Origin of the sequence: Arsenicicoccus bolidensis DSM 15745 (assembly GCF_000426385.1) — a bacterium.
GTDB lineage: Bacteria > Actinomycetota > Actinomycetes > Actinomycetales > Dermatophilaceae > Arsenicicoccus > Arsenicicoccus bolidensis.
Window position 1 is genome coordinate 86,141 of sequence record NZ_AUFG01000006.1, and the last position, 12,132, is coordinate 98,272.

Consider the following 12,132-nt stretch of genomic DNA (forward strand, 5'->3'; position numbering starts at 1 on the left):
GTTCACGCCTGTCCTTTCGCGCGGGCAAGGTCCTTGGGGGTGCCCACATCGATCCAATCCGATGACATCGTCCACGTGGCGACCCGATCACCACGGTCCAGCAACTGTTGCACGAGCTCCGGCATGGTGCTGGGTCGCCCGTCCGGGAGGAGCTCGAGGGCGTCGGCGTCGACGGCATACACGGCCGTGTTGATGTCGACGCTGATCGTCGGCTTCTCGCTGATCCCCGTCACGAAGCCCGCGTCGTCGCAGTCCACGACGCCGAAGGGGATCTCGTGCTGGTAGCTGCGGGTCGCCATGGTCAGCCGGGCCCCGCTGCGCTCGTGCCGGTCGATGAGCTCCTGGGCGCCGAACTGCACCATGAGGTCACCGTTCATCACGAGGACGGGGTCGTGCAGGTCCGGGCGCCGGTCGCGCAGGAGCGTCAGCGAGCCGGCGGTCCCGAGCGGGTTGTCGGGCTCCTCGCGCAGGTAGTGCACCTGGCACCCGAGCCGGGACCCGTCCCCCAGGTGCTCCTCGATCTGCTCCGCGAGGTAGTTGACGCTGACGTAGATCTCGCGGATGCCGTCGCCGACGAGGTTGAGGATGATCCACTCGAGGATGGTGCGCCCGGCGACGGTCATCAGCGGCTTGGGGCGGTCCCTGGTGAGCTCGCCGAGCCGGGTCCCCTTGCCACCGGCCATGATCACGGCGACGTTGGGCAGCGGCTCGCTGCCGACCACGTCGAAGAGCGTGTGCAGCCCGACGAGCCGGCCACCCTCGTCGACCTCGGGGACCACGGTGAGGTGCCGTGCGCGCAGCAGGTCGAGCACGAGGGCCCGGGGCGACCCGGCGCTGACCGTGGACGGGGTCTTGGTGGCGAACGGCAGGGCCGGGTCGTCCAGGGCGGCGCCGGCCAGGAGAGCACGCCGGATGTCCCCGTCGGTGAGCAGCCCCTGCAGCACCCGGTCGGGCGAGGTGACGAGCGCGACCGTGGTGGCGGCCGCGTCGATGACCTGGAGCGCCTCACGGATCGTCCCCGTCTCGGCGATGCAGGTGCGGTGCAGGTCGCGCGCGGTCATCGGTCGGCTCCTTCGATCTCGGCGAACGGCTTGGTGCGGTCGCTCGCCGGCGCCCGGCGGACCACCGCCAGGACCCGCGCGGCGGCGTCCCCACGACCATAGGGGTTGACCACGACGGCCGCTGCGGCCCGGCCCTCGGGCGACAGGGCACGCTCGATCGCGGCACGCACCGCGGCGTAGCCCTCGGCGGCGTGGATGACGTTGTCGCCCCGCAGTCGTCCCCGCTGCCGCTCGCCGACGTCCACCGCGGGGACGTGGGCGCTGGCGGCCTCGATGATCCCGGACGAGGAGTTGCCGACGACGACGTCGACGGCGTGCAGCGCCCGGGGGTAGCGGCTGCCCAGGGACTCGACGACCACCAGCTGGGGGTGGTCGAGCGCCGCCTGCTCGAGGACGGCGAGGATCTCCTCGCGGCCGGTGTCCAGCCCCGGGTGCGTGGCGAGCACGGTGCCGCAGGTGTCCAGGGTCGCCTGCAGGGCCTCGGCCGCCCACTCCCCCACCGGCAGGTCGCCCTCGGCGGTGGGCGGGTGGTAGGTGAACATCGCGAGCGGTCGCAGCACGGGAACGCCGAGGAGGTCGGCGAGCTCGGCGTCCGTCAGCGCGGTCGACGACGCGAGCCGATCGAGCCCCGGAGCACCGGTCACGTGGACCCGGTCGGCGGGCTCCCCCATCTGCCGCACGCGGCGCGCGGCGTCGGGCGATGCCACGCAGTGCTGGTCGGCGAGCTTGGTCACGGCGTGGCGGACCCGCTCGTCGACGGCCCCCTCGGTCACCTCTCCGCCGTGCAGGTGCACGACCGGTATGCCGAGCAGGAAGGCCGCCGGCACGACGTGGAGGAGCTCCCAGCGGTCGCCGAGGACCACGAGGGTGTCGGGGCGCAGCGCGGGCAGCAGGCGCCCCGCGCCCTCCGCCAGGTGGGCGCCGTGCCGGACCACGGCCGCCGGGTCGAGGTGCTCGACCGGCGGGCACAGGGCATGGAGGCGCCCGTCGACCACGGCGTGCGGGGCGACGTCACGCAGCGCGGACGCCAGGGAGTCCACGTCGTAGGCGACGCCGGTGAGCAGGTGCAGCTCGACGTCCGGGTCGTCGGCCAGGGCGGTGATGACGGGCGAGAGCGGGCCCAGGTCGGCCCGGGTGCCGACGAAGACCGCCACCCTCTGGGGGGTCCGCGTCATCGGGCCGCCCTAGCGGCGGGTGCGTCCGGGGCGAGGTCCGCGTCGACGATCTGGGCACCTGCAGCCACGTCGCGGGCCAGCACGCGCCCGCGGATGTCCACGGCCGGGCTGATGCCGCCCTCGGGTCGGAGCAGGGACAGGTCGGCACCGTCCAGCGTCGAGCCCGCGCGCAGGTCGCGGCCGGCGTGCCAGCTGCGGCGCACGAGCACCGCGTTGTCCTGCTCCGAGGGCTGGCGCACCTTGACCCCGTCGCCGAGACCGACCGTGAGGGCCTTGGTGGACCTGACGTAGTCCGCGAGCTCGGCGGGCTCGAGGCTGGCCATGTGGTCGGGTCCGGGCATCGTGCGGTCGAGCGTGAAGTGCTTCTCGAGGACGGGGGCGCCGAGGGCCACCGCCCCGAGCGCCGTCTGCAGGCCGGGCGTGTGGTCGGACCAGCCCACGGGGACGCCGTGCGCGGCCTGCAGCGCGGGGATCGCGCGCAGGTTGCACTCCTCGATGGGCGCGGGATAGGCCGACACGCAGTGGAACAGCACCAGACCGGGGGCCTCGGCGCAGGCGTCGACGGCCGCGGCGACCTCGTCGGAGGTGCCCATGCCGGTCGAGACGAGCATCGTCACGCCCAGGCGGGCGAGCTCGCGCAGGTAGGGCAGGTTGGTGAGCTCGCCGCTGGAGACCTTCATCGCCGGCAGGCCCAGCTCGGCGAGCGCGTGGGCGCTGTCGAGGTCGAACGGGGTGGACAGGAACTCCAGCCCGCGCTCGTGGGTGTGGGCCTGGAGCTCGGCCCACGCCGTCATTGGCAGGGTGAGCGCCTCCAGCAGCGATCGCTGGTCCTGGGCACCGCCGCGGTCCCGCTGGTACGGGGTGGTCGCGGCGACGCTCGACACCAGCTTGGCCGCGTCGAAGGTCTGGAACTTGACCGCGTCGGCGCCCGCCTCGGCAGCGGTGTCGACCAGGCGGTGGGCGGTCTCCAGGTCGCCGTTGTGGTTGACCCCGGCCTCGGCGATGACGTAGACGTCCCGCTCGGTCGGGATCGTCCTGTCCCCGATGCTCGCTGCTCGCACGCTCACTGCTGCTCCTCCGTCTGCTCGTCCTGCTCGTCGTCATGGTCGTCGATGCTGCGCGCCGGGACCCCGGCCACGCGGTGGCCGTCGGGCACGTCCCGTATGACGACCGCGCCCGCCGCCACCACGCATCCGGCCCCGACGCGGACCCCGGGCAGGACGCGGGCCCCGCTGCCCACGAGCGTCAGGTCTCCGACGCTCGCGCCCCCCAGCACCACGGCCCCCGGCGCCACGTGAACGCCGTCGCCCACCACGACGTCGTGCTCCACCACGGCGGCGGTGTTGACGATCACGGCTCGGCCGATGCGAGCCGACGGACCGACGTGCGCGTGCTCCAGCACGACCGTGGCCTCGCCGACGATGCCGTCGGGGGCGACGGTGGCGGTCGCGGCCACGACGGGCGGCATCGAGGCGTGCGGCCGCGCGGCGTCCACGACGCGCAGCCGGACGTGGTTGGCGCCGATCCCGGGGACGAGGGCAGCCCCCTGGCTGCGGGCCAGGGCGAGGGCCGCCGCGTCGTCGGCCAGCAGCTGCACGTGGTCCGGCCAGGTCCCCTGGGGGGTGCCGCTGACCGCGACCACCCGTGCCCCCGCGCGGCGCAGGACGTCGGCGACGCTGCGCGCATGACCCCCGGCTCCCAGCACGGCCCACGGGGCGTCGGTCTGAGGGTTCGGTGCGGGCACCCGTCCAGCATAGTGACGAGCACCGCTCTCCCCCGCCACCGCGCCGGGGGGCCGGGCGGGCAGGACGGGCAGGGCGGGCAGGACGGCGGCGTGTGACCCCGCCGGCCCAGCGGGCGCGTGGCACCATGGGGCGCACATCGCAGCCAGGAGGTGCCCGTGCACGCAGTCGTCCGAGGGGGCGGGTCGATCGGCGCACGGCACGTCGAGGTCCTGCGCTCCCTGGGCCTCTCCGTCGACCTGTGGCCGGTCCGGCCGCGTCCCCCGGCTGCCGGGATCCTCGACGACCAGGACGGGCCGGCGGCCTGCGCCACGGCCGATCTCGTGGTGGTCGCCACCGACACCGGACGGCACGTCGGTGACGCCCTGGCCGCGCTCGACGCGGGGGCGGACCGCGTCCTGGTCGAGAAGCCCCTGTCCCCCACCGCCGCCGACGCCGAGCCGCTGGTCCGGCACGGTCGGGCCGACCGGGTGCGCGTCGCCGCGCCCCTGCGCGGGCACCTGGCCTACGCCGCCGTCCTCGACCTGGTCGGTGGCGCGAGCCGACCGCTGTCGGCCCACGTCTCCTGCCAGTCCTGGCTGCCCGACTGGCGGCCGGGGCGCGACTACCGCGAGAGCTACTCCGCGCGAGCCGACGAGGGCGGGGTGCTGCGAGACCTCGTCCACGAGCTCGACTACGCGACGGCCCTGCTCGGGCGGCCCGAGCTGTCCTGGGCCGCCCTCGACCGCTCCGGCCCCCTGGAGATGAGCGCCGAGCAGGCCGCGACGCTCGCGTGGACGACACCGGCCGGCGACCGGGTCCTGGCCCGGCTGGACTACGTCTCCAGACCCGGCCGCCGGCAGCTGTGCCTCGACGGACCCGACCTCCGCGTCGACTGGGACGTGCTGTCCCACACCGTGGTCCACGTCGACGCCCAGGGGCAGGGGCACGAGCGCACCTACGCCGACGACGCCGACCGCAACGCCGTCATGGCCCGTCAGGCCAGGGCCCTTCTCGACGAGGGCCCTGGCCCGGCGGCACCGCCCGACCCCGCCGCACCACCCACGCTCGCGGAGGCGCTCGAGACCGTGCGCCTGTGCGATCGCGCCCGGGGGACCGACCCCCCGTCGGTCCCCACCCGTCCCGATCGGAGGACCCCATGACCGGCCCGACCAGGAAGCCCGGCCCCCCGACCCCGGCGGGGCCCGGCGACGGCGCCCCGCGCGTGCTCGCGGTCATCCCCGCCCGGGGCGGGTCCAAGGGCCTCCCCGGCAAGAACGTCCGTGAGCTGGCCGGGCTGCCCCTGATCTGCCACAGCATCAAGGCCGCCGCCCTGTGCCCGGGCATCACCCGCTGCATCGTCTCCACCGACGACCCGGAGATCGCCGAGGTGGCGCGCACCCACGGCGGGGACGTGCCCTTCCTGCGTCCGGACCGGCTCGCGACCGACTGGACCCCCATGGGGCCCGTGATGCAGCACGCGCTCGAGACCGTGGAGCAGCAGGAGGGTTCGACCTACGACGTCTTCGTCCTGCTCGACCCGACCAGCCCCTCACGGATCCCGCAGCAGATCGCCGAGGCCATCTCCCAGCTGCACGAGTCCCCGGACCTCGACGGCGTCATCAGCGTGTCCGAGCCGACCTTCCAGCCCACCTGGGTCGGCGTCCGCGAGACCACGCCGTCCGGACCCGTGGAGCGCTACTACGCCGAGGGGCGGGGTGTCACCCGCCGCCAGGACACCGGCCGCTTCCTGCGCATCAACGGCAACTTCTACGTCTGGCGCGCGGACTTCGTGCGCCGCCTGCAGGTGTCCTGGTTCGACGAGGGCCGGCACGGGATGTACGAGATCCCCGAGCCGCAGGCCTTCTCCATCGACGACGAGTACGAGTTCCGGCTCATCGAGGCGCTGCTGGGCGCCGGGCTGCTGGACCTCCCGTGGCTCGGCGCCGGCGCCGGCAGCAACAGCGACAGCGGCAACGACAGCGGGGACGCGCAGGAGGCAGGACGATGAGCGGCCACGCCGGGTCCCTCGAGGGCCGCACCGCGATGGTGACCGGCGGGGCCGGTCCGCTCGGACGCACGTTGTGCGCCTCGCTCGCCGAGGCCGGTGCCCGGGTGGTCGTGGTCGACCGCGACGCCGGCCTGGTCGACCAGGCCCTGGCCGAGCTGCCGGCCGGCGATCATCGCGGGATCGCCGGCGACCTGCTGGACGCCGACGCCCTGGCCTCGGTGGTGGCGCAGGTCGAGCGGCTGGGCGCCTGCGACGTCCTCGTCAACAACGCGGCCTTCACCGGCACCTCGGGCGTCCCTGGCTATGCCGTCCCGTTCGAGGAGCAGACCGACGACGCCTTCGAGCTGGCGCTGCGGCTCAACCTCACGGTGCCCTTCAGCCTGACCCGGCGCCTGCTGCCGCTCCTGCGACGCACCGGCCACGGCAGCGTCGTCAACGTGTCCAGCATCTACGGCCTGGTCGGTCCCAACATGGGCCTGTATGCCGGGACGGTGATGGGCAACCCCGCGGCCTACGGTGCGTCCAAGGGCGGGATCGCCCAGCTGACGCGCTATCTCGCGACGGTGCTCGCCCCCGACGTGCGGTGCAACGCCTTCGCACCCGGAGGGATCGCACGCGGGCAGGCCGAGGAGTTCGTCGAGCGCTACGAGGGCCTCACGCCGCTGCGGCGCATGGCCACGGAGGACGACTTCCGCGGGGTCGTGCGCTGGCTCGCGTCCGACGAGTCGGCCTATGTCACCGGACAGGTGATCGCCGTGGACGGGGGCTGGACGGCCTGGTGACAACCCGCCGCAGCGTGTCGCGGACGCGGCCGAAGTGCCGCTCGAACAACCACCACCACAACACGCCCGCCCCGTTGCCCGCGGCCACGAGCAGGACGTAGAGCTCGATCCCCGTCACGCGGCCCTCGACCAGGTGCGCGAGCCAGATCATGACCGAGAAGTGCACGAGGTACAGCGAGTAGGAGTAGTCCGAGACGAAGGCCACCGGCCCGCGAGCTGGGCCGAGCACCCGTGACCAGTCGAGCATGTGGAAGCCGGAGACCACGGCCACCCCCGTCAGGACGCACACCGTGGGAGCGTAGACACCGAGGTGGACGACGTCGAAGCACCACCACAGCCAAAGGACCGCCAGAACGGTGAGTCCCGCGTGCACGGGCCGTGGGACGGCCCGCATCGCCGGCGCCCACCAGGCATAGGCGAAACCGACCAGCCAGGAGAGCATCAAGCCGCTCCCCGTCTCGACGGTGCCGAGGACCGTGGCAGCCGCGAAGACCAGCGCGGGCAGGGCGGCGAGGCCGCGCCCGGTCGTCGGTCGGTGCAGCAGAACGAGGGCGACCAGGCCGAACCCGACGTAGATCCACCACTCCAAGGCAACGGTCCACCACGGCGCTGCGCTGCCCAGAGACCGTGCCGCGAGCGGCGCTCCCGTGGCGGCAGCAGCCTGGCGCAGGACGGAGTTGTCCTGCAGCATCAGGAGGTTGCTGAGCATGGTGGTGATGTCGTGCCTCACGACGATGAAGCGCGAGGAGGCGCCGCCGGAGAAGACCAGGCGGTCGATGAGGACGACGGCCACCATCGCGGGCAGCAGCGGGGTGAAGATACGGGCCCACCGGTCGACGAGATAAGCCCTGAAGCCGTAGGACGGGTCGCGTCGCCGACGCTGCACGGACATGGTGATCAGGTAGCCGGAGAGCACCAGGAAGATCACCACGCCGTAGGACTGGACGTGGAACTGGTCCGGCCGAGCACCCAGGCGGCCATCGCGCCCGCGGGCGGCGAACAGCGCCGGCAGGGCCAGCACGCTGGCGTGCCCCAGCACCACGAGCTGGGCGGACAGACCCCGGACCAGGTCGAAATAGGTCATCTGGTGCTTGAGGCCCGACGTCATGGCCGCCACCCTAACGACCACCAGGCGGCACCCCGCGAAGGACTCTCGTGAGCCGCCTGCCAGAATTCTCCCAGGGATGGCACTATGTAGCCATTCATCACTCTTAGTAACAAGGGGAGACATGTACCAACGTCTACGCCTGCAGCGGGGAACCTCCCGTCTGCCCCTCGCCGTCACCGGTTCCCTCGCCATCGCTCTCGCCGCACCCGCCGTCGGGCTGGCCTCCGCCGAGAACGGTGCCGGCCCGAACCGTGACCGGATGACGACGACGTCGTCCGCCGAGCGGCTTCGTCCCGCCCCGGCCCGACCGTCCTCCTCCCCCGAGACCGTCGACCTGGGCCGGATGCAGGAAGGCACCTCGACCCGCAAGGGCCCCACCAGGAGACAGGGCTCCACCACGGGCTCCGCCACCGCGGTCACCCCGCAGTGCGCGGCCTTGGACCTGGACATCTCCCAGCTTCGCGATCGCACCACGCTGCTGTGGAAGCCGTCGGCCGCCCCGACCGGCACCATCACCGTGCAGCGGCGCATCTCGACGGGCACCCAGTGGCGAGCTGTGACCGCGGCCGCCGGGTCCGCCGGCGTCGCCATCGACCGCGACACCGCGCCGAACGCACCGGTGGAGTACCGCCTCGTCGTGCCGTTCTCCACCGGGGTGCAGACCTGTTCGTTCGTCGACGGGAACGGCAGTCCCGTCGACGGCCTCGCGATGTTCGAGGATGCCGGGCGTGGCACTCCCGACCTTGCGGTGTCGACGTGGGACGACGGCCCGCTCGTCATGCAGAACGACACGTCCGCCGGCATTCCGGTCGGCTCCGACGCCGGCACCGAGACCCCAGCGTTCTCCCCCGACGGCATGTGGCTCGCCGTCACCCGTGCCAACGCCTCCCAGGGCGGCGACCTCGTCCTGCGTCGCGCGGACGGGACCGGGGCAGTCACCACCGTCGCTCCCGGCGGCACCGACTACCACTCCGAGCCGTCGTTCTCACCTGACGGACGCAAGCTCGTCTGGACGGTCTACGACACTGACGGTGTCGCCCTGCGCACCATGGTGAGGGTCCTCGACACCGGCGCCACCACCACGGTGCCCCGCACCGCCGGGAGCGTCGTGCCCGAACGTTCCACGTTCCTCGCCGACGGCATCACCACGGTGGGCGTGCGTCACGCCGCTGGGGGCTCCAGCGACCTGGTGCGCACGAGCACCGCCACGGGAGCCCAGTCCGTCATCGGCGCCCCGGCCGCCTATGACGTGTCGGTCGCCGCCAACGGGGCGATCCTGGCGGCGATCCGCAACGGCGACCAGTCGTCTTCTCTCGCCATCGTGAGCCCCGCGGGCCAGGTCACGGTGCGGTGGAGGGGGGCGGTCGGGCAGCGAGTGGCCAATCCTCGGCTCACGCAAGACCGTCGGGCCTACTACCTGCGCATCGACACCGACCCGACGCCGGCCGACGCCACCAACGGCGACGCGTACACCGGCATCTACCGCCTGACCGACAGTACGCCCCAGCTGACCCGGGGCGGGGCGACTGCACGCGACCCGCTAGCCGTCGCCAAGTACTTCGACCTACGTCAGACCTCCCCGAAGTCGACCTCCGACTTCACCGGGGACGGGTACAACGACCTGCTGGCCAAGGATGCCTCCGGGACGCTCTGGCTCTACCGCAACAGCACCAGCCCGCAGAGTCCGCTGTCGGCCCCGCGCACGTCCCTCGGGTCGGGCTGGGGGGTCTACAACCACGTCTTCTCGGTCGGCGACTGGGACGGCGACGGCCACGGCGACCTTGCCGCCCGTGAGCCCAGCGGCGCTCTGTGGTTGTACCGCGGCAACGCCGCAGGCAGCCTCCAGCCGCGAATCTCCATCGGTGGCGGCTGGCACAAGTACGTCCCGGCGTTCGGTGGCGACTGGGACGGCGACACCAAGCCTGACCTCGTGGCACGCGACTGGAACGGCGTGCTGTGGCTGTACCCCGGCAACGGGCGCACGAGCTCGCCCGGCGCCGGCATGTTCTCCCCCCGTGTGCAGCTGGGGACCGGCTGGGCGCCCTTCAACGTGATCCTCGGGGTCGGCGACGCCAACTACGACAACCACTTCGACCTGCTCGTCCGCAACCGCAACGACGGCACCCTGCGCGTCTACACGTCCAAGGGCGTGGCGGCCGGAACCTTCGCGGGTGTCTATCAGCCGCGCGCCGGCAGCTTTGCCGCGATCCCCCAGATGACCGCCCCCGAGCGCTTCACCGGCTGGTTCAACAGCTTGTTGATGATCTCCCAGGACGGTCTCCTGCGGGACGTGCCCTTCGTCGACGAGTCCAGCCTCGGTTGGCCGGACTTCCAGCAGCACGTGGGCGGCGGCGGCCTGTCCTACACCTGGCAGTCCTGACCACCCGCACGTGAAGGGGCTCGCGCAGTGGCGCGGGCCCCTTCACGTGCGTCGGGCCGTTGCCGGACGAGCCCGTCGTTCGCGCACCCGGGGGACGTCAGGAGGACTGGCGGGAGCGCAGCTTCTCGCCCTTGGCGTGCGCCTCGTCGCGCAGCGCCGCCTGGAAGGCCATCATCGCCTCGCGCACGCGCCGCGCCTCCTCACCCGGGCCAGAGCCGATGATGCGCGCGGCCAGCAGGCCGGCGTTGCGCGCGCCGCCGATCGACACGGTCGCGACCGGCACGCCGGCCGGCATCTGCACGATCGACAGCAGCGAGTCCATGCCGTCGAGATGCTTCAGCGGCACCGGGACCCCGATCACCGGCAGCGGCGTCACGGCCGCGAGCATCCCGGGCAGGTGCGCCGCACCCCCGGCGCCGGCGACGATCACCTGCAGCCCGCGCGAGGCGGCCTGCTCGCCATACGTGATCATCTCGGTCGGCATGCGGTGGGCCGAGACGACGTCCGCCTCGTAGGCGATGCCGAGCTCGTCGAGGGCCAGCGCCGCCTGCTCCATGACCGGCCAGTCGGAGTCGGAGCCCATCACGAGCCCGACGGCCGGGCCCTGAGAGTCATGGTCGGACCGTGTCATTCGGTGATCACTCCCTGGAGGTAGTCGCAGGCGTGGCGCGCTCGCGCCCGCAGGTCGTCGAGGTCGTCCCCGCTCACGTCGACGTGCCCGATCTTGCGGCCGGGGCGCACGTCCTTGCCGTAGAGGTGGAACTTCATCGCGGGGTCGCGCGCCATGAGGTGGCGGTAGGTCGCGTAGAGCTCGGGGTAGTCGCCGCCGAGGACGTTGCCCATCACGGTCCAGCGCGCCCGGGAGCGGGTCGAGCCGAGCGGCAGGTCGAGGACCGCCCGCAGGTGCTGCTCGAACTGGCTCGTGACCGAGCCGTCGATGGTCCAGTGGCCCGAGTTGTGGGGGCGCATCGCCAGCTCGTTGACCAGGTATGCCGGACGGCCGTCGCCGTCACGCGTCTCGAACAGCTCCACCGCCATGACGCCGGTGACACCCAGCTCGCCGGCGATGCGCAGCGCGGACTCGCTCGCCCGCGAGGCCAGCTCGGGGTCGAGGTCCGGCGCGGGGGCCAGCACCTCGGTGCAGATCCCGTCGGTCTGCACGGTCTCGACGACCGGCCAGACGGCGGCCTGCCCGGACGGCGAGCGGGCGACGAGGACGGCCAGCTCGCGCGTGAACCCGACCATGGCCTCGGCGAGCAGCCCGTCGGCCATCGTGGTCCCGTGCTCGCCGTCGGTCCCGCCGGCACCGGCGGCCTCGACGGCCTCGACGGCCTCGAGCCAGTCGCGAGCGTCGTCCAGGCCGGTGACCACCCGGACCCCCTTGCCGTCGTAGCCCCCCCGCGGCGTCTTGAGCACGAGGGGCCAGCCCACCCGTCGGCCGAAGGCCTCGAGGTCGGCGCGGCTCGTCACGTGCGCCCAGTCCGGGCAGGGGATGCCGAGGGCCGTGAGCCTGCGCCGCATGACCAGCTTGTCCTGCGCGTGCAGGAGCGCGTCGGGCGACGGCTCGACCCGGACCCCGGCGTCCTGGACGGCGGCGATGACCTCCGGCGGCACGTGCTCGTGGTCGAAGGTCACGACGTCGCACCTCCGCGCGAAGGCGAGCACGTCCTCGATGCTGGTGTGGTCACCCACCGGCGACGAGGGCACGACCTGCGCGGCCGACGCGGTCTCCGACTCCGCCAGCACCGACAGCGTGACGCCGAGCCCGACGGCGGGAGGTGCCGTCATACGCGCCAGCTGTCCACCCCCGATGATGCCGACGACGGGGAATCCACCTGGTGCGGTGCGGGGAGATGTCACAGGCCACAGGGTACGGTGCGGCCGCGCCCGCCAC

General features: G+C 73.2%; 11 protein-coding genes. 4 read left to right on the forward strand and 7 right to left on the reverse strand.

The window, feature by feature from the left end; all coding sequences use genetic code 11:
- Positions 1–2: 2 nt before the first annotated feature.
- From K313_RS0105200 to K313_RS0105215, 4 genes are read right to left on the reverse strand one after another with little or no spacing between them, the layout of a single operon-like run.
- Positions 3–1,061: a nucleotidyltransferase family protein gene (locus K313_RS0105200; protein ID WP_029210712.1), complete on the reverse strand. Its 1,059-nt coding sequence runs from the start codon at positions 1,059–1,061 to the stop codon at positions 3–5.
- The gene (neuC, locus tag K313_RS0105205) at positions 1,058–2,236 is read right to left on the reverse strand and encodes a UDP-N-acetylglucosamine 2-epimerase (RefSeq protein ID WP_034251823.1); all 1,179 of its coding nucleotides are present in this window, start codon (positions 2,234–2,236) and stop codon (positions 1,058–1,060) included. The genes K313_RS0105200 and neuC overlap by 4 nt, the downstream gene beginning before the upstream one ends.
- Positions 2,233–3,303, reverse strand: a complete 1,071-nt coding sequence (locus K313_RS0105210) for an N-acetylneuraminate synthase family protein (protein ID WP_029210714.1) — start codon at positions 3,301–3,303, stop codon at positions 2,233–2,235. The genes neuC and K313_RS0105210 overlap by 4 nt, the downstream gene beginning before the upstream one ends.
- The gene (locus tag K313_RS0105215; RefSeq protein ID WP_029210715.1) at positions 3,300–3,980 is read right to left on the reverse strand and encodes a NeuD/PglB/VioB family sugar acetyltransferase; all 681 of its coding nucleotides are present in this window, start codon (positions 3,978–3,980) and stop codon (positions 3,300–3,302) included. The genes K313_RS0105210 and K313_RS0105215 overlap by 4 nt, the downstream gene beginning before the upstream one ends.
- 156 nt (positions 3,981–4,136) lie before the next feature.
- Here K313_RS0105215 and K313_RS0105220 point away from each other — a divergent pair, with 156 nt between their 5' ends.
- Genes K313_RS0105220 through K313_RS0105230 form a run of 3 tightly spaced genes read left to right on the forward strand, consistent with a single transcriptional unit; the run spans position 4,137 to position 6,750 of the window.
- Positions 4,137–5,120: a Gfo/Idh/MocA family oxidoreductase gene (locus tag K313_RS0105220; protein ID WP_029210716.1), complete on the forward strand. Its 984-nt coding sequence runs from the start codon at positions 4,137–4,139 to the stop codon at positions 5,118–5,120.
- Positions 5,117–5,968: an acylneuraminate cytidylyltransferase family protein gene (locus tag K313_RS20130; protein ID WP_029210717.1), complete on the forward strand. Its 852-nt coding sequence runs from the start codon at positions 5,117–5,119 to the stop codon at positions 5,966–5,968. The genes K313_RS0105220 and K313_RS20130 overlap by 4 nt, the downstream gene beginning before the upstream one ends.
- Complete coding sequence (locus tag K313_RS0105230; RefSeq protein WP_029210718.1) at positions 5,965–6,750, forward strand: SDR family oxidoreductase; 786 nt, start codon at positions 5,965–5,967, stop codon at positions 6,748–6,750. The genes K313_RS20130 and K313_RS0105230 overlap by 4 nt, the downstream gene beginning before the upstream one ends.
- On the opposite strand, the gene K313_RS23845 is transcribed toward K313_RS0105230, so the two are convergent.
- Positions 6,704–7,858, reverse strand: coding sequence for an acyltransferase family protein (locus tag K313_RS23845; protein WP_169516825.1), 1,155 nt, complete (start codon positions 7,856–7,858; stop codon positions 6,704–6,706). The two genes, K313_RS0105230 and K313_RS23845, sit on opposite strands and share 47 nt — an antisense overlap.
- A gap of 121 nt (positions 7,859–7,979) precedes the next feature.
- Here K313_RS23845 and K313_RS22115 point away from each other — a divergent pair, with 121 nt between their 5' ends.
- Complete coding sequence (locus K313_RS22115) at positions 7,980–10,238, forward strand: FG-GAP repeat domain-containing protein (protein ID WP_029210720.1); 2,259 nt, start codon at positions 7,980–7,982, stop codon at positions 10,236–10,238.
- A 97-nt stretch (positions 10,239–10,335) separates the two neighbouring features.
- On the opposite strand, the gene purE is transcribed toward K313_RS22115, so the two are convergent.
- Positions 10,336–10,869 carry a 5-(carboxyamino)imidazole ribonucleotide mutase gene (gene purE, locus K313_RS0105245; RefSeq protein WP_034251826.1) on the reverse strand — a complete coding sequence of 178 codons (534 nt, stop codon included), beginning with the start codon at positions 10,867–10,869 and terminating at the stop codon, positions 10,336–10,338.
- Positions 10,866–12,098 carry a 5-(carboxyamino)imidazole ribonucleotide synthase gene (locus tag K313_RS0105250; RefSeq protein WP_029210722.1) on the reverse strand — a complete coding sequence of 411 codons (1,233 nt, stop codon included), beginning with the start codon at positions 12,096–12,098 and terminating at the stop codon, positions 10,866–10,868. The genes purE and K313_RS0105250 overlap by 4 nt, the downstream gene beginning before the upstream one ends.
- Positions 12,099–12,132: the final 34 nt, after the last annotated feature.

Excerpts from the sequence above, each read along its gene's own strand:
- purE (WP_034251826.1), bottom strand. The coding sequence starts at position 10,869 with ATGACACGGTCCGACCATGACTCTCAGGGCCCGGCCGTCGGGCTCGTG.
- neuC (WP_034251823.1), bottom strand. The coding sequence starts at position 2,236 with ATGACGCGGACCCCCCAGAGGGTGGCGGTCTTCGTCGGCACCCGGGCC.
- K313_RS23845 (WP_169516825.1), bottom strand. The coding sequence starts at position 7,858 with ATGACGTCGGGCCTCAAGCACCAGATGACCTATTTCGACCTGGTCCGG.
- K313_RS0105230 (WP_029210718.1), top strand. The coding sequence starts at position 5,965 with ATGAGCGGCCACGCCGGGTCCCTCGAGGGCCGCACCGCGATGGTGACC.
- K313_RS22115 (WP_029210720.1), top strand. The coding sequence starts at position 7,980 with ATGTACCAACGTCTACGCCTGCAGCGGGGAACCTCCCGTCTGCCCCTC.
- K313_RS0105200 (WP_029210712.1), bottom strand. The coding sequence starts at position 1,061 with ATGACCGCGCGCGACCTGCACCGCACCTGCATCGCCGAGACGGGGACG.
- K313_RS20130 (WP_029210717.1), top strand. The coding sequence starts at position 5,117 with ATGACCGGCCCGACCAGGAAGCCCGGCCCCCCGACCCCGGCGGGGCCC.